Genomic DNA, 22,987 nt, shown 5'->3' with positions numbered 1-22,987 from the left:
GACAGCAACGGAGACAGCAACGGAGACAGCCACTGAGATGCCAACGGAGCGTCCATCGGCGACGGGCCGTCAGCCGACCACCTGCCCCGTGCACCGGCCGAACCCGATCCGCACCGACCCCTTCCCTTCGGCCCAGGCCGAGATGGAGAGTTCGTCGCCGGCTTCGAGGAAACCGCGCGTCTCGCCGTTGGGCAGTGTGAGCGGCTCGGCCCCCCGCCACGTGAGTTCGAGCAGGCAGCCCCGGCTCTCCCGGGCGGGCCCGGAGATCGTGCCGCTGCCCAGCAGATCGCCGGGACGCATGTTGCACCCACCACTCGCGTGATGGGCCAGCATCTGGGCAAAGCTCCAATACAGATCGAGGCTGCTGCCCTGCGAAATGCGTACGGCGGGTTCGTTCGCCTCGCGCATGCGCGGGGTACGCAGCCATGCCTCGACCGTGAGCGCGAGTCCGCCGCGGGCCCGGTCGCCGGCGTCGGTGAGATACGGCAACGGAGCCGGATCCCCCTCCGCGCGCGGGGCGAGCGGCGCCCGGAACGGTTCGAGTGCTTCGGGCGTCACCACCCACGCGCCGATGGTGCTCGCGAAGTTCTTCGCCAGAAACGGACCGAGTGGCTGATATTCCCAGCTCTGGATATCACGCGCCGACCAATCGTTGAGCAGGCAATAGCCCCAGAGATGCGATTCCGCTTCGGCGATCGGGATGGTCGTCCCGAGGGCGTTACCCGTTCCCACGAATGCACCGAGTTCGAGTTCGTAGTCGAACAGACGGCAGGGCCCCACGGTGGGCTCGGCATCGTTGGGGCCTTTGCGCTGACCGGATGGACGCATGATGGGCGTGCCCGACACCACCAGACTCGACGCGCGTCCATGATAGCCGATGGGCACCCATTTGTAGTTGGGCAGCAGCGGATTGTCGGGGCGGAACATCGAACCCACGTTGGTGGCGTGATGCACCGACGCGTAGAAGTCGGTGTAGTCACCCACCTGCACCGGCAGAAAGAGCTCGGCCGCCGACTGCGAGACGAGTGCGTACTGCTCGATCTGCCGCACGTTCGTGTTCACTTCGCTGGCCAGCAGTGTGGTGAGCGCATCGCGGAGCGCGCGGCGGGCGGCACCACCCAGGGCCATCAGGGCGTTGAGCGATGCGGAGGCGCAGGCACGCGCCGCCTGCTGGACCTCGTCACCGAACGGGGTGAAAAGCTCCGCGGCCGCACAGGCCGGGATGTCGAGAATCTCGTCACCGATGGCCACGCCCACGCGCGGCGCTTCGGTGGTCCCCGCACGACGGAACACACCAAACGGCAGATTCTGCAGCGGGAAATCGGCGTGACCGTTGGCGGAAACGACCCAGGATTGGCGGGGCAAAGACGGCGACATCAGCACGACATCAGAGAGAGAAAAAGGCGAACGAAACGATGGAGTCTACGGGATCCACATCTGCCGGCGCGACAACCAGCCCACGGCGCTACAACCAGCCCAACGCGCGCGATTCGTCGACGGGTTCGGTGAAGGAACAGGAACCGATCCCCACGAGCACGCGATCGCGCACGCGCTGCAACGTATGCCGGTCGATCTGCACCCCTCGCGGCCCGGCGCCCGGCTCGCTCTGCCACTGCACGGTGGCGTCATCCAGCACGAGGTGTCCGGCGTCGGATTCTTCCAGCAACGCGATGGCGTCGGCCTCGGTGCCACCATCGGCGAGCACCGCGGCCGCGAGCAGCACGTTGACGAAGCCGAACATCCGACCGAGGGGCGCATCCTGGTCGTACGTGAGGCGATAGTCGCCACGCAGGGGATGATGCAATCCGGCCGTGGCCTTGGCGACGACATGGTGCGCGAGACAGGCGCGCAGGAATGCGACGATGCGTGAAGCCGGCGGAAACGCGGTGGCGATGGTGCCGCCGGTGCGCATCTTGGCCCGTCGGCCGGTGAGCGCGATCGCTTCGATCAGCGCGTCCACACGATCGTCGAGCGGCACTTCGATGTAGGTGAGCAGCTCACGTGGCACGGTGGCATGGATGCGGGCCACATCATCCGCCGTCTCGGCCTTCGCCTCGTAACAATCGACAATCGCGCCGCATTCGTCGAAGCACACCCGATGCCGCTCGTTGAAGGCGGCGATGGCCACCATGTCCGCGGCGATGTCGCCCGAGCCGGTGACCGACAGACGCCACGGAATCGCGCCGGCGTCACGCGGCAGCAGCGGATCGGCCAGTTCGGAGAAAGTTTCGAGCGCCGTGGCCGGACACACGAACCGGCCGAGCACCCAGCCGTTGCCGCCGGCCCGATAGTGCGCATAGTTGCGCACCGCGACCGGCATGGTGAGCGCGGCCGGCGGATAGAGACCGGCGTAGTCGACCAATCCCTCGAGCAGAATGCGAATCGGACGCTCGGTGAGCGGAGGCAGACGAACCGGCATGCTCAGAGCCCGTCGAAATCGAGTCCGAGATCGAGCGCGGGCGCCGAATGGGTGATCGCGCCAACGGAAATGCGATCCACGCCGGTCTCGGCAATCGACCGGACTGTTTCGAGGGTCACCCCACCGGAGGCCTCGGTGACCGCGCGGTCACGACACAACGCCACCGCGGCACGCAGCATCTCCAGCGACATGTTGTCGAGCAGGATCCAGTCGGCGCCGGCGTCGAGGGCCGCCTCGACCTGCTCCAGCGTGTCACACTCCACCTGAATGGGCGTGCCGGGCATCGCGAGCTGACGCGCACGGGACACGGCCATGCCGATGTCGCCGCCGATGGACGCGAGATGATTGTCCTTGATCAGCACCCCACTGCGCAGATCCATGCGGTGGTTCGTGCCGCCACCCATGCGCACCGCGTACTTCTCGAGGGCGCGCCAGCCGGGCAGCGTCTTGCGCGTATCGAGAATCTTCGCCGACGTGCCCTCGATGGCCTGCACGAAACGGCAGGCGAGGGTGGCGATGCCCGAGAGATGCTGCAGATAGTTGAGCGCGGTACGTTCGGCCGAGAGCATGCCCCGGGCATGTCCGGTGAGTGCCAGCACGGGCGCGCCGGCGCTCACCATCGTACCGTCTTCCGCCTCCACCCGGATGGTCACCGCGTTGTCGAGCTGCCGAAACGCTTCCACGGCCATCGCCACACCGGCAATCACCCCATCGCGACGGGCGACGATGGCCGCGCGCACATGCCGGTCGCTCATCACCGTGGCGAGCGTGGACACGTCGTTGAAGGCTTCGTCTTCCTGCAACGCCACCCGGACCTGCGCCGTCACCTGTGCCGCCGTGAGCGGGAAACCGGGTGTCGTGGTCGACACCGCCCGCACATCGAGCGGCGTGATGGTCCGGGGCTGCGACACGGGGGTCCCGTGTGGGGGCGTCGGACGCAGGGGCGGGTGGAAGGAGGTCATTCGCCGGGATCCTGGGGGCCGAAGGGACTGACACCGGTGTTGCCGCCGATCGAGACCATGCGCTCGATCGCGATGCGGGCCCGCGCCGCCACATCGGCGGGCACGGTGATGTGATGCTGCATGTGCAGCAGCGCGTCCCGCACCTTGGGCAGCGTGGTCACCTTCATGTACGTGCACTGCGCGCGGTCGTTCGCGGCGATGAAGCGCTTGGACGGATTCTCGCGACGCAGGCGATGCAGGATGCCGATCTCGGTGGCCACGATGAACGTGTCCTGTTCGGTCTGCTGCGGCCGCTTGATCATCCCTTCGGTGGAGAGGATGTGCACATTGTCCGGACTCACCGCGCCGGCGCTGATGGCCTCCACCACCGGTGTGGCACATCCGCACTCCGGATGGATCAGGAACTCCGCACCCGGATGTTGCGCCCGCGTGTGCGAGATGTGTTCCGGATCGATGCCTGCGTGCACGTGGCACTCACCCATCCATACGTGGATGTTGTCGCGTCCCGTTTCGCGACGCACATGGGCGCCGAGGAACATGTCGGGAAGGAACAGGATCTCCCGGTCGCGCGGAATGGCGTTGATGACATCGACCGCGTTGCCCGACGTGCAGCAGTAATCGCTCTGTGCCTTCACTTCGGCCGTGGTGTTCACGTAGGCCACCACCACCGCGCCCGGATGTTCGGCCTTCCAGGCCTCGAGCTGTTCCCCGTCGATGGTGCTGGCGAGGGAACAGCCGGCGGCGAGATCGGGCAGCAGCACGGTCTTCGTCGGCGAGAGAATGGCCGCCGTTTCCGCCATGAAATGCACGCCGCAGAACACGATGACGTCGGCTTCGGTCTTGGCGGCTTCCCGCGACAGGCCGAGCGAGTCCCCGACATAGTCGGCCACGTCCTGGATTTCCGGACGTTCGTAGTTGTGAGCCAGGATCACCGCGTTGCGGGACTTCGCGAGATCGCGGATCTCCTGCGCCAGAGCGGGATCGTAGTGCGCTTCGAGAATCGTCATGGAGCGATATGGACCGATGCGGCCGGTGGTGCTACCAGGTGATGTGACGACCCTGCCATTTGCGGCGGGTCTTGGGAAAATCGCTCCGGAAGTGCCCTCCACGCGACTCCTTGCGCAGAAGCGCGGCTTCCGCCACGAGCTGGGCGGTGGTGAGCAGATTGCGTTCTTCCGTGGCGCCCGAGGTGAGCCGTTCGCCGAGTTGCTGGAGCATGGCCACGCAGCGCCGGAGACCGGGCGCGGTGCGGGCAATGCTGGCATGGTCCCACATGATCTGCCGGATCTCGTCGGCGGCCACCTGCGCGGCCCCACGGTCGTCGAGCGCGGGCACGCTCCAGGCCTCCGGCTCGGGAGCGGGCAGATCCTCGGGGGTTTGCTGCAGATCGCGCGCCACCCGTTCGGCAAACACCAGCCCCTCCAGCAACGAGTTGGATGCCAGACGATTGGCCCCATGGACCCCGGTGCGGGCCACCTCGCCCACTGCGTACAACCGGGCCAGGCTCGACCGGCCGGCCAGATCGGTGACCACGCCCCCCATCATGTAGTGTGCGGCAGGGGTGACCGGGATGGGCTCGTGTGCGGGGTCGATGCCGCGGGCCTTGCAGAGCTGGGAGATGCCCGGAAAGCGCGTGAAGAACGACGCGCCCATCTTGGTCGCGTCGAGAAACACCCGTCCATGGGCCTGCTGCTCACGGAAGATCTCCCGGGCCACCACGTCGCGCGGCGCCAGTTCGGCCAGCCGGTGACGCTTGGGCATGAACCGCTGCCCCTTGGCGTTCAACAGAATCGCCCCCTCCCCCCGCACCGCCTCGGAGATGAGCGCCAGCGGGTTCTCCGGGGTGTCCAGCGCTGTCGGATGGAACTGGACGAATTCCATGTCGGCGAGCCGGGCGCCGGCCCGATGGGCGATCGCAAACCCGTCTCCCGTCGCGACTTGCGGGTTCGTGGTGTACCGGAAGATCTGCCCGCATCCGCCCGTGGCCAGCACCGTGGCATCGGCCACGATCTCCACCGGCCGACCGGCAATCGACGCCCGGACACCGGCGCACTGCACCCCGCCCTCGTCCTGCACGAGCAGCAGGTCGAGGACGCGGGCCGTTTCGCGGACATCGATATTTGGCGACTCCCGCACCTTCTCCACGAGGGTCCGGGCCACCTCGGCGCCCGTCTGGTCGCCGTTGGCGTGGACGATCCGGTGGCGAGAATGGGCGGCTTCCTTGCCCAGTTTGAAGTCGCCGTCGGGGTCGAGATCGAACCGGGCGCCGGCCGCCTGGAGCTCCCGGACGCGGGTCGGCCCCTCCTCCACCAGAACCTGGACGGCCTCCCGGTCGCACAGCGCCGCGCCGGCAGCCAGCGTATCCTCCCGGTGCAGTTCAGGGGAATCGCCGGCACCCAGGGCGGCGGCGATCCCCCCCTGCGCGTAGGCAGTGGCGGAGTCGAACAGCGTGCGCTTGGTGAGAACGGTCACAGTTCCGTGGGCCGAAGCTCGCCAGGCGGTGTGTAAACCGGCGACCCCGCTGCCAATCACGAGGAACCGGGTGCGGATCCTGTCGGTCATAGTAGTTTCAATCAAAGGTCATCGGGTCCCCAACTGAACCCCTGGACGGCACACACGTGGTCGGGACCGACATGCGTGTGTGGTTCCGGCCAGTCCCGCCTTTTCCGTTTTCGTTCTCGAGGAGTCTCATGCGTCTGACGTTCCTGGCCGGTGCTGCGGCCGTAGTGTCGCTGTCCGGGGTGTCGCTGGTGCCGGCATTGGCCACGGCGCAGCCGGGCGGGGTTTCTTCCGCCTGTTCCATCGACGCCAACAATCCCAAAGAGCTGGCTCTGCAAACGCTCTCGTTCAACCGCGCCAAGAGTGCCCAGACCCCGGAGGACCGCAAGAAGATCCTTCAGGGGATCATGAAGGAGCTGAGCACGAAGCCGGAGCGTTTCGCCAAGAACCCGGCCGGATACAACTACGTGCTCTCACAGGCGCTCGTGCTGTGGGCGGTGGAGCCCGGCATGCCCGAGAAGCCCACGCGCGGCGCGCTGGGTTTGGTGAGCAACCAGAACGATCCGTATGATGTCATCGCCGAACTCGATGCGTCCTACAAGGCCATCGAAGCCGCGGCGCCGGCGTGCAAGGAAGAAGTGGACGGCATGCGCCAGAACGAGGCGTGGCTCGCGCTGACGCGCGCGGCGCTGGACGCGTCGAACGGGGGCAAGCTCGATTCGGCCGAATACTACGCCAAGCGCTCGATGATGGTGAACGCGGAAAGCCCCTATCCGCACTACGTGCTGGCCAACGTCGCCAACGCGAAGAACGACAAGAAGAGCGCCATCCTGCACTGGGGCCACGTGGTGCAGAAGGCGGGCGAGGACACGACCTACCGCGATCTGCGCAACGGTTCGCTGTACTACATGGCGATCGCGCAGTACGAAACCGCGGCCGGTCAGAGCGGCAGCGAGCAGGTGGAATCGGCCAAGCGGGCGGCCGCGTCCTTCAAGCAGCTCCTCACGGTCTATCCCGACTCCCCGGACGCGGCCAATGTGATGCAGGCCTGGGCCGACGCACTCACGCTGGCCAAGGATTCCGCGAGCCTGGGTCAGGTGTACGCCGACCTGCTCGCGAACCCGGACCATGGCACCGACATCACCCTGACGATGGGTGGGGTCATCGCCACGCGCGCGAACAAGATCGACGACGCGCTCAAGCTGTTCGAATCGTCGGTGAAGAAGAACCCGAACGGCCGGGACGCGCTGCGTAACCTGGCGGCCACGTACTACGGCAAGGAGATGTTCGACAAGATGTTCGAGCCGTCCAAGCAGCTCGTGGCCGTCGACCCGAACAACTACGATGCCTGGATGATGTTCGCCTACGCGGCCCAGGGACTGGCCAAGGGTGCGAAGGCACCGGCCGACCGCAAGGCGTGGACCGATACGCTGGTCAAGTACCAGACGATCGCCGAAGCGCTGCCGGTGAAGGCCGAAGTCACGGGCTTTACGCGCGGCTCGCAGAACTCGTCGCTCACGCTCCAGCTCGAGCAGGTCGCCGACGCCGGCAACTACAGCGTGACGGCCGAGTTCCTGGATGCGGCCGGCAATGTCGTCGCCTCGGGCACCGAGTCGTCCGGCCCGCTCAAGAAGGGCGAACGCAAGGAAGTCACGATCAAGGCCACAGGCGCCGGCATCTACGGCTACCGGTACAAGCCGATCAAGTAGCGCAGGCCGTGTGAATGGCGGCATGAACGCAGGTTGAATGCCGCCTGACAACGGGCGCGGACGACGCGGAGAGTACTCCGACGACGTCCGCGCCCGTTGTTTTGTCCGTATCGCCCGGCGCTCGTCCGGGCTTCCCGGGACGGTGCAGCCCCCTTCCGGACTGCGTGCCCGACGGCGAACCTTCGGGGCCATGCGCCGTACCCTCCTCCTGATCGGGGCTCTCCTCCTCGCCCACATCGCCCTGCTGACCGTGCGCCCTTCCGGCGCCACGGTGGCCGACACCTCGGAAGGACTCGACATCGGCATCGTCTTCGACGTGGGCGGTCGCGGGGACAAGTCCTTCAACGATGGCGCCTATCTGGGTGGGGTACGCGCGGCCAAGGAGCTCGGCGCCCGTGTCACGTACATCGAACCCGGCGAAGGCTCCGATCGGGAAGCCGGTCTCCGGCTGCTCGCGGCTGAAGGCATGGACATCGTGATCGGAGTGGGATTCATCTTCACCGACGACATCCTGACGCTGGCGAAGGAGTATCCCAACGTCCGCTTCGCCGACGTCGATCTGGCGATCCCCACCGATGCCGCGGGCAATGCGCTGCCGCTGCCTCCGAATCTCCGCGCGCTCAAGTTCCGCGAAGAGGAGGGGTCGTTTCTCGTGGGCGCCCTCGCCGCGCTGGTGGGCAAGAGCAAGAAGGTGGGCTTCGTGGGCGGCATGGACATCGCGCTCATCCACAAGTTCGAAGCCGGCTATCGCGCGGGAGTGCAGTACGTGTGTCCCGACTGCGAAGTCATCGTGAACTATGCCGGCGTCACCCCGGAGGCGTTTCGCAATCCCGGACGCGGCAAAGAGATGTCCCTGGCGATGTACAACCAGGGCGTGAACGTGATCTTCCACGCATCGGGCTCCACGGGGCTGGGCGTTTTCGAAGCCGCACGCACCACCGGCAAACTCGCCATCGGTGTGGACGCCGACCAGTACAGCGAAGCACCCGGATTCGTGCTGACGTCGATGGTGAAAGGCATCGACGAGTCGGTGTACCAGACCGTGAAGGCGGTCAAGGAAGGCACGTTCACCGGCGGCGTGCAGCAATTCGGTCTGGCCGAAAAGGGCGTGGGGTATGTGTACGATGAACACAACCGGGCGCTCATCCCCGACAGTGTGCGGGTGACGCTCGACTCGCTGACGGCGAAGATCATCGACGGACGCATCACCGTGCCCAGCACGCGCGGAGGACGCTGACCGTGAGTGCCGAGTCGTCCGGCTCCTCCAACGCTCCGCTGGCCGTGTGCATCCGCGGTGTGGTGAAGACCTTCGGTGGCGTGATCGCCAATCGGGACGCCTCACTCGACGTCGCGACGGGTGAGATCCATGCACTCGTCGGCGAGAACGGTGCCGGCAAGAGCACGCTCATGCGCGTGCTCGCGGGGCTGTATGCCCCCGACGCCGGCACGGTCGAGGTGAACGGCCGCGACGTGACCGGCTGGAAAACCACCGACGCCATCGCGGCCGGCGTGGGCATGGTGCATCAGCACTTCATGCTGGTGCCCACGCTCACCGTGGCCGAAAACGTGGTGTTGGGGCTCGAACCACGAAAAGGCATGCGGGTGGATCTGCACCGTGCCGTCATCGAAGTGGAGTCGCTCTGCCGCAAGTGCGGCCTGCATGTCGATCCCCGCGCGAAAGTCGCCGATCTCTCGGTGGGCGAAGCGCAGCGCGTGGAGATCCTCAAGGCGCTCTATCGCGGCGCGAAGATCCTGATTCTCGATGAACCCACCGCGGTGCTCTCGCCGCCGGAAGTGCAGGAGCTCTGGACGGTGCTGCGCGCCCTGCGGGCCGACGGGGGCACGGTGGTGCTCATCACGCACAAGCTCGACGAGGTGATCGCGGTGTCCGATACGATCACCGTGATGCGCGCCGGCATGACGGTCTCGCGGTTTCCCACACAGGGTGTGACGCCGCGCGACATCGCGCGGGCGATGGTGGGCCGCGATGTCGCCCTGCACCTCGATGCGGTGGGTGCACCGGGAAGTCACGACCGGCACGGCCAGGAGGCGGAGATGAAGCCATCCGCGCCGCCCGTGCTGCAGGTGTCGGATCTGCGCGTGACCTCCGACCGTGGCACGCTGGCCGTGAACGATCTGTCGTTCGAGATCCGGCCCGGCGAGATCCTCGGCATCGCCGGCGTGGAAGGCAACGGGCAGACGGAACTGCTCGAAGCGATCGCCGGCCTGCGCCATGCCGAGCGTGGACGTATCACGCTGGACGATCTCGCACTCGATGGATTGTCCGTGCGCGACCGCGCCGATCGGGGCCTGTCGCACATTCCCGAAGACCGCCATCGACGCGGCCTCGTGCTCGACTACTCCATCGCCGACAACCTCATCCTCGGCCGGCAGCATCACTTCGCGTCGCGGGGACGACTCGATCAGGTCGCGATCGCCTCGCATGCCGCGGAGCAGATCGGTCGCTTCGACATCCGTCCGGCGATGCCTTCCCTGCCGGCCCGCGCCCTGTCCGGCGGCAATCAGCAGAAAATCGTCATCGCACGTGAGATGGGCCGTCGTTTCAGCGTGCTGCTCGCGGCGCAACCCACGCGGGGCGTGGATGTGGGCGCGATCGAGTTCATTCACGCGCAACTGCGGGCCGCCCGTGACGCGGGCAAGGGCATTCTGCTGGTGAGCGCGGATCTTCCCGAAGTGTTGGCCCTGTCCGACCGCATCGCGGTGATGTACGGCGGACGTTTCGTGACGGTGCTGCCCGCTCGCGATTGTTCGGCGGAGTTGCTCGGACCCTACATGACGGGGGCCGCCGCATGAGCGCCGCCGGCAACACGGGACATAGCGGGAAGCGCACCGAACCCGTCGCGGAAGGCCGTGAACACCTGCCGCGCCAGGTGAGCAGCACCGCGGAAACGCGCGCGCTGGTGCAGGCCACGCCCCGTGTCAGGACGGACATATGGGAAGCGGTTCTTCCCCCACTCGTGGCGCTGTGCATCGCGGCGGTGGTGGGTGATCTGCTGATCCTCAGTTTCGGCGAAGCACCTGCCTCCGTTTTCTCACTGCTCGTGAAGGGAACGTGGGGGAACGCGTACGGCATCGGCCAGGTGTTGTACAAGACCACGACGCTCACCTGCACCGGGCTCGCCTTCGCGCTGGCCGCGCGTGCCGGGCTGTTCAACGTGGGCGCCGAGGGGCAGCTCGCCGCCGGTGGATTTGGCGCGGCACTCGCCGGTCTGCTGCTGCCGTCTGGCATGCCCGCTCTCCTGGCGATACCGGTCTGCGTGCTGGTGGCGATGTTCGCCGGCGCGATCGTGGGCGCGGTGCCCGGTGCGTTGCGCGCACGGTTCGGAGCCAGTGAAGTGATCGTGACCATCATGCTCAACTTCATCGTGCTGGCGCTGCTCAACTGGTTCGTGTCGGCAAAACTGCACGTGCCGGAAACGCTCCACACACCGGCGATCGCTGCCGGCATGGTCCCGCGTCTGGCCGATGTGTTCACGATGTTCCGTGGCAGTGCGGCCAACTTCACGATCGTCCTTGCCCTGCTGGCCGCGGTCGCGAGCTGGTGGTACCTCTTCCACACGCGCAGCGGTTACGAGTTGCGTGCGGTGGGGCTGCAACCCGATGCCGCCGAGTATGGCGGCGTGCGTGTCCCGCGCGTGTTGTGGGTCACGATGGCGTTGTCGGGCGCGCTCGCCGGTCTTGGCGGCGTGAACTTCGTGCTGGGGTACAAGGGCTACTACGAAGACGGATTTGCCGGTGGCGCCGGCTTTCTGGGCATCGCCGTGGCTCTCGTTGGACGCAATCATCCGTTCGGCATTCTCGGCGCGGCCCTGCTGTTCGCCACCCTGTCGCAGGGTGGGCTGGCGGTGAACGCCATCGTGCCCAAGCAGCTCACGGACATTCTCACCGCGGTGGTGATTCTCGCGGTGGCCACCGCGGTGCCCGAAGTGCAGAAACAACTGCGGGCGGCCGCGGCCAGCGTGTCGGCCTCCTTCCATGCCGCGCGGCGCGGCGCCCCGGGAGGCACGGCATGATCGTGCTGATCTTCGTCCTGCAGACCATCCGCATCGCGATCCCGTATCTGCTGGCCGCGGCGGGCGGGGTGATGTCCGAACGGGTGGGAGTCATCGCCCTGGGCCTCGAAGGGCTCATGCTGTCGGGGGCGTTTGGTGCGGCACTTGGCAGCTACTACGGCAACTCGCCGTGGATGGGACTGCTCGGCGCCCTGGTGGCCGGAGCCGTCGTGACCGTGGTGCTGGCCATCGCGACGCTGCGCTTCAAGGCCAATCAGGTCGTGGTGGGCGTGGCGATCAATCTGCTCGTGGTGGCCACCACGCGATTTTTTCTCCGTCTCGTTTTTGACAGCGCCAGCAATTCACCGCGTGTGCCGGGCTTCGGCGGTGAAGGCATCAGCAATGTGTTGCTGGCGAGTTTCGTGAATCCGGTCGTCTGGCTGGGGCTCGCCGCCCTGCCGGTGCTGGGATGGGTGTTGTATCACACGCCGTTCGGGCTGCGGGTGCGGGCCGTGGGCGAGAAGCCCGAAGCGGCCGCATCGCTGGGCGTGGCGGTGACCTCCCTGCGATTCAAGGGACTGCTCATCGCCGGTGCGCTGGCCAGTCTGGGTGGCGCCTATCTCTCGCTCGATCAGCATCAGTTCACCGACAGCATGACGGCGGGACGCGGATTCATCGCGCTCGCGGCGGTCATCTTCGGTCGCTGGGAGCCGGTGCGTGTGGCCGTGGCCTGCGTGCTGTTCGCCGCGGCCGAAACCCTGCAGATCCAGTTGCAGGGTGCACAACTCATTCCGAGCCAGTTCGTGGAGATGATCCCCTACCTCCTCACGATCATCGCCCTCGCCGGTGTGGTGGGCCGCAGTGTTGCGCCGGCCGCCCTCGGCAAAACCGACTAGCTCTCCCTTCCGTCCGCTCGCATCGGCGAGCACGCATGGCCGACTCTCCCACCTCGTCTTCTCCCTCCGCTTCCCCGACGCCCGGCGCACCAGGGCTGCCCAGTTCCGACGACCTGCCTTCCGACGGCGGCAAGACTGCCTTCGGCAAACTCGTCGTGCTGATGATCACGGCGTTCATCGACATGCTCGGCCTGTTGATGATCCTGCCGTTGCTGCCCTTTTATGCCAAGAATCTCGGCGCGGGCGGATTCGTCGTCGGACTGCTGGTAAGTTCCTTCAGCGTGGCGCAACTCCTGAGCGCGCCGATGTGGGGGCGATTCAGCGATCGGTACGGCCGGCGGCCCGCGCTCATGGTGGGACTCGGCGCGAGTGCCGTAGCGTATGTGGTGTTCGCGTATGCGGACAGTCTCTGGCTGCTGTTCCTCTCGCGCATCGTGCAGGGCGCCGGTGGGGGAACGGTGAGCGTGATCCAGGCCTACGTGGCCGATGCCACGAAACCCGAGGATCGCGCCAAGAGTCTCGGTTGGCTGTCCGCCGCCACCAACGCCGGCGTGGCGCTCGGTCCGGTCATCGGAAGCTGGGTGCAACACTGGAGTTCGCATACACCGGGGCTGGTCGCGGCGGCGTTGTGTGTCGTGAACATGGCGTTCGCGAGGAAGTATCTCACGGAAATCCGGAAGCCGGGTGGTTCGTCCACCGATGGCTCGAAGCCGGTGCGTCGCAGTTCGCGCGAAGCCGTGTTCCGTGTGCTCTCGCACCCCAGTGAACCATCGTCACGACTCATTCTCATCTACGCCATCGCGATCGGCGCCTTTCAGGGCACGACCGCCATTCTCGCCCTCTTCCTTGCGTGGCGCTTCGGTGTCACGGCTGATACGATCGGCTACTTCTTCATGTACATCGGGGTGCTGAGCGTGGTGGTGCGGGCGCTCATCCTCGGCCGCCTGGTCGATCGGGTGGGAGAACCGCGTCTCAGTCGATGGGGCGTGGTGTTTCTCGCCGTGGGACTCGTGGGCGTGTCGTTGTCGCACGACTATTTCACACTCGCCCTGGCCGTTGGCATGCTGCCATTGGGCACGGCCTTCACGTTCCCCTGTGTGACCGCCATGCTGTCGCGCGTGGTGAGCAGCAGTGAACGTGGTCTCTACATGGGCGTCCAGCAGACATACGGCGGCATCACACGCGTCGCCTTCCCCGTGATCCTGGGCGCCGCCTTCGACTATCTGGGAGAGCCCACGCCGTTTCTCATCAGCGCGGCCATGGTGCTGGCCACGCTGGCCATGGGACGGGACCTCGAGAAGTACGCACCGCGGACCGTGAAGGCATGAGCCGCGAATGATCGCGAAGAGGAAGGCGGACCTGAGGCCGGTGCCGTCGCGGTGATCACCGCGCCGGCAACGCCACCGCAACACCGCCTTACGCATCCGCGAGCACACCCGCATCCTGTCGGCGCACCATCGACGCGTACAGGCCGTCCAGTGCCAGCAGGAAGTCATGGTCCCCCTGTTCCACGACGCGCCCGTCCTGCAGCACGAGAATGAGATCGGCGCGACGGATGGTGGAGAGCCGGTGTGCGATGATGAACGTCGTGCGTCCCGACACCAGATCGGCGAGCGACGCCTGGATGAGCTGTTCGCTCTCGGTGTCGAGATTGCTCGTCGCCTCGTCGAGGATGAGCAGCTGCGGGTCGGCCAGAATGGCGCGGGCGATGGCGAGCCGCTGTTTCTGTCCGCCGGACAGTTTGACGCCGCGCTCGCCGACGATGGTGTCGTACCCCTGCACCAGACGCTCGATGAACTCGTGTGCATTCGCGCGGCGGGCCGCGTCGATGACCTCGGCGTCGGTGGCATCGTGTCGACCGTAGGCGATGTTGTCCCGCACCGTCCCGTCGAAGAGAAAGACTTCCTGCTGCACGAGCGCCAGACGGGAGCGATAGCTCGCGAGCCGCATCTGCCGGAGGTCGATGCCATTCACCCGAATGGCGCCCGTCGTGGGATCGTGGAAACGCGCCACGAGATCGGTGATGGTGGTCTTGCCCGCGCCGCTGCGCCCGACCAGCGCGACCACCGTGCCGCCGGGAATAGTGAGATCGAGATCGTGCAGTACGGGCTTGCCTTCGTGGTAGGCGAAGGACACGTGGTCGAAACGGATCTCGTCGATGGTATCGGGCGCCGGCACCGCGTCCGGCACATCGGGCTTGTCCGGTTTCATGGCCAGCACTTCGAACACCCGCTCCATGGCCGCAAGCGCGCGTTGCATCTCGCTGAAGGAGTTCACGATGTTCCACACCGGTCCCATCAGCAGGAACGTGTACCACTGGAACGCGAAGATGTCGCCCACCGACGCATTGCCACGAAGTGCGAGATGACCGCCGTACCACACGATCACCACGTTCACGATGGCGATCAGCAGGCCCCATGACGTCCACAGCACCAGCTCCCGTCGACTGGCGAACAGTTCCTTGCGCAGTACGGTGTGCCGTCCCTGCATGTAGGCCAGCAGTTCGCGTGTTTCCTGCCGGAAGGCGCGCACCACGCGAATGCCGCTGAACGCTTCGCCCACACGGCCGTCGATCTGCTCGGCGTCCTGACGCACCACGCGATAGATGGGCCGGATGCGTCTGGCGAACGTGAAGCTCATGAACATCGCGCCCGGAATCACGGCCAGTGCGGTGAGTGCGAGCCGCCAGTTGAGCGAGACCAGCACCCCCATGGCCATGAGCAGCTTCACCACCGAAATCGATGGCGAGATGATCGCCATCTGCAGCAGACCGCTGGTGGTCTCCACATCGCCGGAAAGACGGGAAAGCAGCCCACCCGTCTTCATGTTCCACAGTGTCGGCAACGGCAGATGCATGAAGCGATCGAAGATCGCCCGCCGCAGCGCGAGAATCACCTTCACATTCAGAATGCGCTGCGTGTAGTCCTTGGCCACCGTGATGAGCGCCGAGAGCACGACCAGCAGCAGAAACGCCGCGCCGGCGGCGTTGAGGCGGAAGAACTTGTCCGGCAATGGCAGATTCGCCAGCAGCACCCGATCGACGATGTAGCGCATGAACAACGGCTCCACCGATTGTGCGCCAGCGGACAGCAACGCCAGCACACACACCGCCATCAGCCGTTTGCGATGCGGCGCCAGCCATCGCAGGTAGTCGCGCAGGTAATCCCCGCGCTTTCCCTCCAGCAGACGCGCGCGCCACGGCGATCGGTTACCGGCGATCGGCTCCGCCACATCGGCGGTCGCTCCCGTGCGCTCGTCGTCGCGCTTGTTCCCGAGCTGCTCGCCAAGCGTGCCCGCCGCATACTGCCGCACGAACTCCCGGTAACGGGCGCGCGAGGACCGTGCGGGTGACGGCGGGGGAGGTTCACTCATGGGGTGCGATCCGCGTTGGTCTACTCAGCAACGTAGCGCCAGGGTGCGGTGGGCGAAGCCCGACGCCAGATCGTGAAGAACGATGCGCCCGGCGGGGCAGCGCCGGAAGACGCGGCTTCGCCTGGGGCCGCTTTCGGTCGGATCACACCGAACGTGATGCCCAGATCGCCGCTCGAAGCCACGAACGCCGTATCGGCGCGCCACACGATGGTGCTGGGGGCGTCGAGTGCCTGACCGCCGGCCACCACCCGCGCGATGGCCGCCGCGCCGCGGGTGAATCGCCCCTCGGTCAGCAGTCCCACATTGAGCGACTCCTCCGTGCCCAGCGCCGCGAACGCCGCCCCCACGCCGATGCGCTGCGCCTCATTGGAAAACCCCGCCTCCGCGTCGATGAGACCACGGCGATGCGCGGCAAGGACCGCGGCGTCCCGCGTGGGCTTGTGCATCTGCGCGGGCAGCAGCGGTGGCAGCACCGTCGAATCGATGCTCACCGTGCTGTCGATCGCCCGCCGTCGCCACGCGGCCACCCGCCATGGAGTATCCGCTCCTTCACCGTCGCGCACCCAGTACGCCAGATACTTGTATTGTCCATGCCCACCGTTCGGACGGGAAGTGAGCATGAACCCCACGGTGAATCCGTGCCGTCCGTCGGCCGAAAGCCCCACACGAATGGGCGTCCACGTGACACGTGCCGCCGAATCGGCAGTGGCGGTGAGGGCGTCGAGCACGGCGGTCCTGCCCGCGAGCATCTGTCCACGCGGGGCGGGCATCACCACGCCATCGTCGAACATGGCACCGAGTGCCTCCCGCATGGTGTGTGCTCGCGCCGCCGATGCAAACGCCCGATCGGCGGCCATCAGTGCGGCTGCCGTGGCAGCCGCGGTGGCAGTCGTGCCGTTCGTGGGCGGCTGCATGGATTGCATCGGCTTCACCGGCGTGGCGGACGGCCAGACGCCGAGGAACGTCGAGGTCAGCAGAGACGTCAGAATGGAAAGTGAGATCATACGATTCCTTACGTTACGGGTGCGCGCAGGTGTCGGCACGCCACCGCTGGCGATGAACCGTGACACCGGCGAGTTTCCTGCCATGCCGTTCCCCCGCGCCGCTGGTGTGCTGTTGCACCCGTCGTCCCTCCCTGGAACAGGCGGGATCGGCGATCTGGGTCCCGACGCACATCGTTTCGTCGACTGGCTCGGCGAGACCGGCTTCAGGATCTGGCAGATGCTGCCCCTGGGACCGACCGGATATGGAGACTCGCCGTACCAGTGCTTCTCCGCCTTCGCCGGCAATCCCCTGCTGATCCACATCCCGGAGTGGCACGGCGCCTTTCCGGTGCACACGGTGGATTTCACGGCGGTGGCGGCGGCAAAACGCCATGCGTTGGCGTCGTGGCTCGACACGCAGCCATATGACACGGCCACCGACGAATTCGTACACGCCCAGCGACAGTGGCTGCCGGACTATGCCCTGTTCATGGCCATCAAGCGCGCCCACGGGGACACACCATGGACATCATGGGACGCCACCCTCGCATTGCGGGACGAGCCCACGCTGGCAGAGTGGCGCGCACGCCTGACCGACGACATCACGCGCACCTACAAGGAGCAGTACGTCTTTCATCGGCAGTATTCGGCGCTGCGCACCGCGTGCCGGGAGAAGGGCATCGCACTGATGGGTGATGTGCCCATCTATGTGGCGCACGATTCCGCCGATGTGTGGACGCACCGTGATCTGTTTGCTCTGCACCCCGATGGCACGCTGCGGGTGCAGGCGGGTGTGCCGCCCGACTACTTCAGCGAAACCGGCCAACTGTGGGGCAATCCCCTCTACGAATGGCCGCGTATGCAGGAGCGCGGATTTGCCTGGTGGATCGAACGCCTGCGCGCCGCGCTGTCGCAGTTCGATCTCGTGCGTCTCGATCACTTCCGCGGCTTCGAAGCGTACTGGGAAGTGCCCGGTGATGCGCTCACGGCCATTCACGGCCGCTGGTGCGCAGGTCCCGGATCCGCATTGTTCGTTGCCCTCGAAGCCGCGCTGGGTCCGCTGCCCATTGTCGCCGAGGATCTGGGTGTGATCACACCCGAAGTGGAAGCCCTGCGGGATCGGTTCGACTTCCCGGGCATGAGCATCCTGCAGTTTGCCTTTGCCGATCCGTCGTCGGATTTCCTGCCCCATCGCCTCGTTCGCAACCGCGTGGTCTACACGGGCACGCACGACAACGACACCACGCTTGGCTGGTGGAACACCATCGGCGCCGGTGATTCCACGCGTTCGGCCGACGAGGTCGCGCGTGAGCGGGCGTTTGCCATGCGCTATCTCGACTGCGATGGTACGGCGATGCACTGGACGCTCATGCGTGCCGCGCTGGCCTCGGTGGCCAACACGGCTCTGGTCCCCATGCAGGACGTACTCGGACTGGGCAGCGAAGCCCGCATGAATCTCCCGGGACGTCAGGGTGGCAACTGGGGCTTCCGGTTTTCGTGGGACCAGATCGCGCCCGCCACGACATCCCGTCTGCGCGAACTGGTGGAAACCTACGGGCGCTGACCCGGTGTGTGCGGCACGTCGATCTCTCCCTCGGCGGGCGGTTCATAGGCGTACGTCATCGCCATTGCCGCAATCCAGCCGAGGATCGTCCAACCCAGCATGAGGTTCACGAGCGCGATCGTGCGAAACCGGCGGCTGCCGCGTTTCCAGGCCAGCAGCGTGGGCAGGACATACAGCGCCACACTGATCACGATCATGATCCAGCCTTTGGGCAACCCGCCGCCGGTGTAGGCAGGCTGAGCGCTTTCTTCGGCAAGCTGGGTGACGGAGACCGGGATCATGGGGTGAATATAGAGGCCAATTCAGACCTGATGCATTTTTCGAAGATGCATTCTTCAGAGATGACCATGCACACGCCCATTCTCGTCGACCGCGCGCTCGCCCGTCGTCTCGAACGCTGCGAAGCTCACGCCAATGCCTCGTTCGTGGAGGCCCGTGCGGCGATTGTATCGGAAATGCCGGCGGGGCGTGCGCCGGAGACCACGCCGGAAGTCGCGCCGGAAGTCGCGCCGGCAGTCGCGCCGGCAGTCGCTCCGGCAGCGGAGCCCGCATGGCGGGACATCGACGGCACCTGGGCCATGTTCGACGGTGCCGGATCGCCTCTCACGCAGAGCTTCGGATTCGGCATGCACACCGATCCGTCTGATGAACAGATGGCGCGTCTCGAGCACTTCTTTTTCTCGCGCGGCAGTGATGCGATGCACGAGATCGGCGTGGTCGCCGATTCCGCCGTCCTGCCGATTCTCGCGGCACGGGGATACCGCCCGCTGGAGTGGTCGCAGGTTCTCTGCCAGCCACTGAGACATTCCCACGGCCCCGTCGTATCACGCGAGGGACTGGCCGTTCGGGCCACGACGCCGGACGAGGCGGACCACTGGGCGGATGTCGCCGCGCAAGGATGGTCCAGCGAAGGTACCGGTCTGGAGGATTTCATCCGCGCGTTCGGTCAGGTGAATGCGCGGGCGAAGGCGACGTCCTGTTTTCTGGTCGAATCCAGCGGAACGCCCATCGCGGCGGGTGCGCTGCATATCCACGAGGGGGTGGCGCTGCTGGCTGGCGCCAGCACGATCCCCGCGGCCCGCCGACGTGGTGCACAGCGCGCGCTGCTCGAAGCCCGGCTGGCGTTCGCGATCGAATCCGGTTGCGATCTGGCCATGATGGTGGCCGCACCGGGCAGCACGTCGCAGAAGAACGCGCAGCGGGCCGGATTCCAGATCGCGTATTCGCGGGTGAAGTGGGTGCAAGCGGCGATTACCACTCCCTGATCACGCCACTCCCCAGCAGGATGCCCACGACCACACTCAAGCCCGCGGCCCCAAGTCGCAGATAGTGCAGTGCGATCGTATGCCGACGCCCGACGGCATTGGTCGTGATGCCGGAGAGGGCGGAGACCAGCGACATCCCCACGATCGTGCCGATGCCGAAGGCGAGCAGATAGAACGTCTGCTCGCGAGCGTTCGGAGACGCGGCCACCAGCAGGACGATCACCGCCCCGCTTCCGGCGAGTCCGTGCAGCACCCCGAACCCCAGCGCACGAAGCCGGGTCCGCACGCCCCGACTTTCGACATCGGGCGTCACGTCATGCGTCACGTCATGACGATGCCGGTGATTCCCTTGCGCCACCCGATGATGCCCTCCCCGATCACGCCGATGGTGCCGGGCCTCGGCCACGATCGTTCCCAGGCCGAGCGCGAGCAGCATCAGCGCCACGCCCAGTTCGGCGACGGTGTAGAAGCGTTCCGGCACATGGATATCCAGCGCAATCAGGGCCAGCGCCACCAATGCCACGCTGAGGGTGTGCCCGATGCCCCAGGCCATTCCCAGGCCGGCCGCTCTGAACACCCGCCGCTCCTGCGTGGCCAGCGTGGTGACCGCGGCGAGATGATCCGGCTCGAACGCATGACGGAATCCCACGAGAAATCCCACGCCGATGGCGGAGAGCAGCAGTGATGTCATGAGTGAGCCATGTCTTGCCTGAAAGTGGCGGGGAGCGATCCGGAAGGATCGGAATCCCGCAGGAATGTGTGAGCCGCCACGAGCGCCTGACCAAGCGCCAGTCCGCCATCATTGCAGGGCACCTGACGGTGTTCCAGCGTCTCGAATCCATTCCGGGCGAGTGCGTCGCCGGTCAACTCGGAGAGCAGACGATTCTGGAACACACCGCCGGTGAGGCCGACCCGTCGCATGTCCATCCGATCGTTCACGAGACGTGCAACCGTGACGATGGCCCCCGCGATCGCGGCATGAATCGACCATGCCATCGCCGACAGGAGCTCCGCGCGATCGGAAGACTCCCGCGATGCGTCTTCCGACATGGCTTCGAGTTGCCGCACATCGTCGAGCAGCGCGCGGATCATCGGCGCCGGATCGATGATCCATCGTGGCGCGTGCGAGCGGGCCGCACGACTGTCGTCACCCGGGCGAACGACGCAATGATAGCGGGGCTTCCGATGCCGATGACGTCGCCCCAGCACTTCGAGCCACACCGCGGCCTGCCCTTCATACGAAATCGTCGTGGGACCTCCACACAACACCGCGCAGGCGTCGAGCAGTCGTCCCATGCTCGATGATTCCACGGTCGCAATGCCACGTGTGAACTGCCGCTGCATGATCACGCGCGACGCGGGCGTCACGTGCTCGCGGACACCGCATGGCAGTTGCGAATCATCGGTCACGTCGAAGCCCAGACCATGCAACAATCCCAGCGCGCTGCGAACCGGCTGCTTCACGGCGGCATCACCACCCGCCAGTGGAAAGGAGGCCAGCGCGGCCATCCGTTGATAGCCGGTGCAGTCTCCCAGGAGCGCTTCACCACCCCAGACCGTGCCATCGGGGCCGTACCCCGTGCCATCGAAGGTGAACGCAAGAATGGGCTCATCACTAGGCAGTCCGTGTTCTCCCAGCAGGGAGGCCAGGTGCGCATGGTGGTGCTGTACACGAACGAGCGGGAGCGATCGTGCGCGCGCCTGACCGACAGCCCAATGCGCCGAGAGATATCCGGGATGCATATCGCACGCCATGACCCGCACGGTTCCGCCATGCATGGCTTCGAGTCGCTGGACGGCCATGGCCAATGCCTCGATCGTCTCCGGACTGCCCACGTCACCCACATGACTGGACAACGTGATCCGCCCGCCGCTGAACAGCGCCGCCGTCGATTTGAGTTCCGCGCCAACGGCGATCACCTCGACCGCGGCCCGTGTGGTCCGGCCGACATCGATCGGATACGGTGCGTACCCACGCGACCGGCGCACCGGCCGCTCGCTGCCATCCCGAGCGAGCTGGACCACCGAATCGTCACAGGGAACCACGATCTCGCGGTCGTGCATCAGGAAGCCGTCCACGAGCGACGCGAGCCGCCGCACCGCGTCCCCATCGCTCCATGCCATCGGCTCGTCGCTCAGATTGCCGCTTGTGCACACGAGCGGTCCATCGGCGGCGAGCAACGCATGCAGGGGAAACGCGGGCAACATGACGCCCACCTGATCCAGGCCCGGCGCCACCTCCCTGGCGAACCGCTGCCACGATCCATCCATGTCGAGGGGGACCAGCACGATCGGATGGGCGGGAGTCTGCAGCAACGCGGCCGTTGGTGCACTCACGTCGGCGTATGCGCGCAGGGTGGTCAGGGAATCGACCAGCACGGCCAGCGGTTTGTGCGGACGACGCTTGCGCAGTCTGAGCGTCGCCACCGCGTCGGCGTTGCGCGCATCGCACAACAGGTGATAGCCGCCGATCCCCTTGGCGGCGATCACGCCCCCGCCGCGCAACACGGCCAGTGCCTCACGCAGTGCCTGTTCCCCGCGCATCGACGCACCGGCTGCGGAATGCCCGTTCACCGCCGGCACATGCCAGGCGAGTTGCGGTCCGCATTCCGGACACGCATTCGGCTCGGCATGAAAACGACGATGTCCCGGATCTTCGTATTCCCGCCGACAGGCATCGCACATCACGAAGCGGCGCATCGTGGTGCGCTCGCGATCGTACGGCACGCCCGTCACGATCGTGAACCGTGGCCCACATTGGGTGCAGTTGAGGAATGGATAGCGGTAGCGGCGATCGGCGGGATCATGGAACTCCCGCCAGCAGTCTTCGCACGTCGCGAGATCCGGCGCGATCGGAGCGATCCGGGTCTCCGATGGCGTGGTGGTCGAGGCGACACTCGTCACGATGTGGAAGCCGCATACGCCGCGCGGCGATTCGGCATGGACCTCCATCGCTTCGATCCGCGCGGCGGGCGGTGCTTCGATCGGCAAAGCGGTCACGAACCGCTCGAGTCGGTTCTCGTCGCCCTCCACCTCGATGACCACGGTGTCGTCGGCGTTCCAGACCGCGCCCCCCAGTCCGAGACGTGTCGCGAGTCGGTGCACATAGGGACGGAATCCCACGCCCTGCACGGTTCCCTGAAGATGCACGACCCGCCGTCCGGGAGCGGACGTCCGGGGTTCTGCGTCGGGCGGACGGACGGAGGCGTGCATTGCGCAAACGTCGTCGATGGACGCCACGCGTGGAAATAGCATGATCTTGCCATAACGCCGGAGGGCACGGGCGCATAACGTTGCCGCACCTC

The 22,987-nt window shown here is 66.4% G+C and carries 18 protein-coding genes; 8 read left to right on the top strand and 10 right to left on the bottom strand.

Annotated features, from left to right (window positions below; all coding sequences use genetic code 11):
• Positions 1-69: 69 nt before the first annotated feature.
• From fahA to WG208_RS14595, 5 genes are all read right to left on the bottom strand, one after another.
• The gene (gene fahA / locus WG208_RS14615) at positions 70-1,377 is read right to left on the bottom strand and encodes a fumarylacetoacetase (RefSeq protein WP_337172118.1); all 1,308 of its coding nucleotides are present in this window, start codon (positions 1,375-1,377) and stop codon (positions 70-72) included.
• Between the two features lie 88 nt (positions 1,378-1,465).
• Positions 1,466-2,419 carry a hypothetical protein gene (locus WG208_RS14610; RefSeq protein WP_337172117.1) on the bottom strand — a complete coding sequence of 318 codons (954 nt, stop codon included), beginning with the start codon at positions 2,417-2,419 and terminating at the stop codon, positions 1,466-1,468.
• A gap of 2 nt (positions 2,420-2,421) precedes the next feature.
• A complete protein-coding gene (gene nadC / locus WG208_RS14605; RefSeq protein WP_337172116.1) occupies positions 2,422-3,330 on the bottom strand; it encodes a carboxylating nicotinate-nucleotide diphosphorylase in 909 nt (302 codons plus the stop codon).
• A gap of 47 nt (positions 3,331-3,377) precedes the next feature.
• Positions 3,378-4,388: a quinolinate synthase NadA gene (nadA, locus tag WG208_RS14600; protein ID WP_337172115.1), complete on the bottom strand. Its 1,011-nt coding sequence runs from the start codon at positions 4,386-4,388 to the stop codon at positions 3,378-3,380.
• Positions 4,389-4,419: 31 nt separating this feature from the next.
• A complete protein-coding gene (locus tag WG208_RS14595) occupies positions 4,420-5,943 on the bottom strand; it encodes an L-aspartate oxidase (RefSeq protein WP_337172114.1) in 1,524 nt (507 codons plus the stop codon).
• 128 nt (positions 5,944-6,071) lie between these two features.
• Between WG208_RS14595 and WG208_RS14590 the strand changes: the two genes are divergently transcribed.
• The 6 genes from WG208_RS14590 to WG208_RS14565 all read left to right on the top strand — a co-directional run bounded on the left by WG208_RS14590 (position 6,072) and on the right by WG208_RS14565 (position 13,826).
• Positions 6,072-7,589 (top strand): tetratricopeptide repeat protein, encoded by a 1,518-nt coding sequence (locus WG208_RS14590; RefSeq protein WP_337172113.1) that lies wholly within the window; start codon positions 6,072-6,074, stop codon positions 7,587-7,589.
• Between the two features lie 190 nt (positions 7,590-7,779).
• A complete protein-coding gene (locus tag WG208_RS14585) occupies positions 7,780-8,826 on the top strand; it encodes a BMP family ABC transporter substrate-binding protein (protein WP_337172112.1) in 1,047 nt (348 codons plus the stop codon).
• A gap of 2 nt (positions 8,827-8,828) precedes the next feature.
• Positions 8,829-10,403 carry an ABC transporter ATP-binding protein gene (locus WG208_RS14580; protein ID WP_337172111.1) on the top strand — a complete coding sequence of 525 codons (1,575 nt, stop codon included), beginning with the start codon at positions 8,829-8,831 and terminating at the stop codon, positions 10,401-10,403.
• Positions 10,400-11,623 (top strand): ABC transporter permease, encoded by a 1,224-nt coding sequence (locus WG208_RS14575; RefSeq protein ID WP_337172110.1) that lies wholly within the window; start codon positions 10,400-10,402, stop codon positions 11,621-11,623. The genes WG208_RS14580 and WG208_RS14575 overlap by 4 nt, the downstream gene beginning before the upstream one ends.
• A complete protein-coding gene (locus WG208_RS14570; RefSeq protein ID WP_337172109.1) occupies positions 11,620-12,498 on the top strand; it encodes an ABC transporter permease in 879 nt (292 codons plus the stop codon). The genes WG208_RS14575 and WG208_RS14570 overlap by 4 nt, the downstream gene beginning before the upstream one ends.
• A gap of 35 nt (positions 12,499-12,533) precedes the next feature.
• Positions 12,534-13,826, top strand: coding sequence for an MFS transporter (locus WG208_RS14565; RefSeq protein ID WP_337172108.1), 1,293 nt, complete (start codon positions 12,534-12,536; stop codon positions 13,824-13,826).
• Positions 13,827-13,914: 88 nt separating this feature from the next.
• Here the strand turns inward: WG208_RS14565 and WG208_RS14560 are convergent, their stop codons facing one another.
• Positions 13,915-15,870: an ABC transporter ATP-binding protein gene (locus WG208_RS14560; RefSeq protein ID WP_337172107.1), complete on the bottom strand. Its 1,956-nt coding sequence runs from the start codon at positions 15,868-15,870 to the stop codon at positions 13,915-13,917.
• 20 nt (positions 15,871-15,890) lie between these two features.
• Complete coding sequence (locus tag WG208_RS14555; protein ID WP_337172106.1) at positions 15,891-16,874, bottom strand: hypothetical protein; 984 nt, start codon at positions 16,872-16,874, stop codon at positions 15,891-15,893.
• 82 nt (positions 16,875-16,956) lie between these two features.
• Between WG208_RS14555 and malQ the strand changes: the two genes are divergently transcribed.
• Positions 16,957-18,417, top strand: a complete 1,461-nt coding sequence (gene malQ, locus WG208_RS14550; protein ID WP_337172105.1) for a 4-alpha-glucanotransferase — start codon at positions 16,957-16,959, stop codon at positions 18,415-18,417.
• On the opposite strand, the gene WG208_RS14545 is transcribed toward malQ, so the two are convergent.
• A complete protein-coding gene (locus WG208_RS14545) occupies positions 18,405-18,698 on the bottom strand; it encodes a superinfection immunity protein (RefSeq protein ID WP_337172104.1) in 294 nt (97 codons plus the stop codon). The genes malQ and WG208_RS14545 overlap by 13 nt on opposite strands.
• Before the next feature lie 66 nt (positions 18,699-18,764).
• Here WG208_RS14545 and WG208_RS14540 point away from each other — a divergent pair, with 66 nt between their 5' ends.
• Positions 18,765-19,682, top strand: coding sequence for a GNAT family N-acetyltransferase (locus WG208_RS14540; RefSeq protein WP_337172103.1), 918 nt, complete (start codon positions 18,765-18,767; stop codon positions 19,680-19,682).
• Here the strand turns inward: WG208_RS14540 and WG208_RS14535 are convergent.
• Positions 19,669-20,373, bottom strand: a complete 705-nt coding sequence (locus WG208_RS14535) for a hypothetical protein (RefSeq protein ID WP_337172102.1) — start codon at positions 20,371-20,373, stop codon at positions 19,669-19,671. The genes WG208_RS14540 and WG208_RS14535 overlap by 14 nt on opposite strands.
• Complete coding sequence (gene hypF, locus WG208_RS14530; protein WP_337172101.1) at positions 20,370-22,832, bottom strand: carbamoyltransferase HypF; 2,463 nt, start codon at positions 22,830-22,832, stop codon at positions 20,370-20,372. The genes WG208_RS14535 and hypF overlap by 4 nt, the downstream gene beginning before the upstream one ends.
• Positions 22,833-22,987: the final 155 nt, after the last annotated feature.

Source organism: Gemmatimonas aurantiaca, from assembly GCF_037190085.1.
GTDB classification, from domain to species: Bacteria; Gemmatimonadota; Gemmatimonadetes; order Gemmatimonadales; family Gemmatimonadaceae; genus Gemmatimonas; species Gemmatimonas aurantiaca_A.
Note: the sequence above shows the minus strand (reverse complement) of the source record. Positions and strands in the feature narration are given on the sequence as shown.

Excerpts from the sequence above, each read along its gene's own strand:
- WG208_RS14560 (WP_337172107.1), bottom strand. The coding sequence starts at position 15,870 with ATGAGTGAACCTCCCCCGCCGTCACCCGCACGGTCCTCGCGCGCCCGT.
- malQ (WP_337172105.1), top strand. The coding sequence starts at position 16,957 with ATGCCGTTCCCCCGCGCCGCTGGTGTGCTGTTGCACCCGTCGTCCCTC.
- fahA (WP_337172118.1), bottom strand. The coding sequence starts at position 1,377 with ATGTCGCCGTCTTTGCCCCGCCAATCCTGGGTCGTTTCCGCCAACGGT.
- WG208_RS14585 (WP_337172112.1), top strand. The coding sequence starts at position 7,780 with ATGCGCCGTACCCTCCTCCTGATCGGGGCTCTCCTCCTCGCCCACATC.
- WG208_RS14590 (WP_337172113.1), top strand. The coding sequence starts at position 6,072 with ATGCGTCTGACGTTCCTGGCCGGTGCTGCGGCCGTAGTGTCGCTGTCC.
- WG208_RS14565 (WP_337172108.1), top strand. The coding sequence starts at position 12,534 with ATGGCCGACTCTCCCACCTCGTCTTCTCCCTCCGCTTCCCCGACGCCC.
- WG208_RS14575 (WP_337172110.1), top strand. The coding sequence starts at position 10,400 with ATGAGCGCCGCCGGCAACACGGGACATAGCGGGAAGCGCACCGAACCC.
- WG208_RS14540 (WP_337172103.1), top strand. The coding sequence starts at position 18,765 with ATGCACACGCCCATTCTCGTCGACCGCGCGCTCGCCCGTCGTCTCGAA.
- WG208_RS14545 (WP_337172104.1), bottom strand. The coding sequence starts at position 18,698 with ATGATCCCGGTCTCCGTCACCCAGCTTGCCGAAGAAAGCGCTCAGCCT.
- WG208_RS14570 (WP_337172109.1), top strand. The coding sequence starts at position 11,620 with ATGATCGTGCTGATCTTCGTCCTGCAGACCATCCGCATCGCGATCCCG.
- nadA (WP_337172115.1), bottom strand. The coding sequence starts at position 4,388 with ATGACGATTCTCGAAGCGCACTACGATCCCGCTCTGGCGCAGGAGATC.
- WG208_RS14535 (WP_337172102.1), bottom strand. The coding sequence starts at position 20,373 with ATGACATCACTGCTGCTCTCCGCCATCGGCGTGGGATTTCTCGTGGGA.
- WG208_RS14555 (WP_337172106.1), bottom strand. The coding sequence starts at position 16,874 with ATGATCTCACTTTCCATTCTGACGTCTCTGCTGACCTCGACGTTCCTC.
- WG208_RS14595 (WP_337172114.1), bottom strand. The coding sequence starts at position 5,943 with ATGACCGACAGGATCCGCACCCGGTTCCTCGTGATTGGCAGCGGGGTC.
- WG208_RS14610 (WP_337172117.1), bottom strand. The coding sequence starts at position 2,419 with ATGCCGGTTCGTCTGCCTCCGCTCACCGAGCGTCCGATTCGCATTCTG.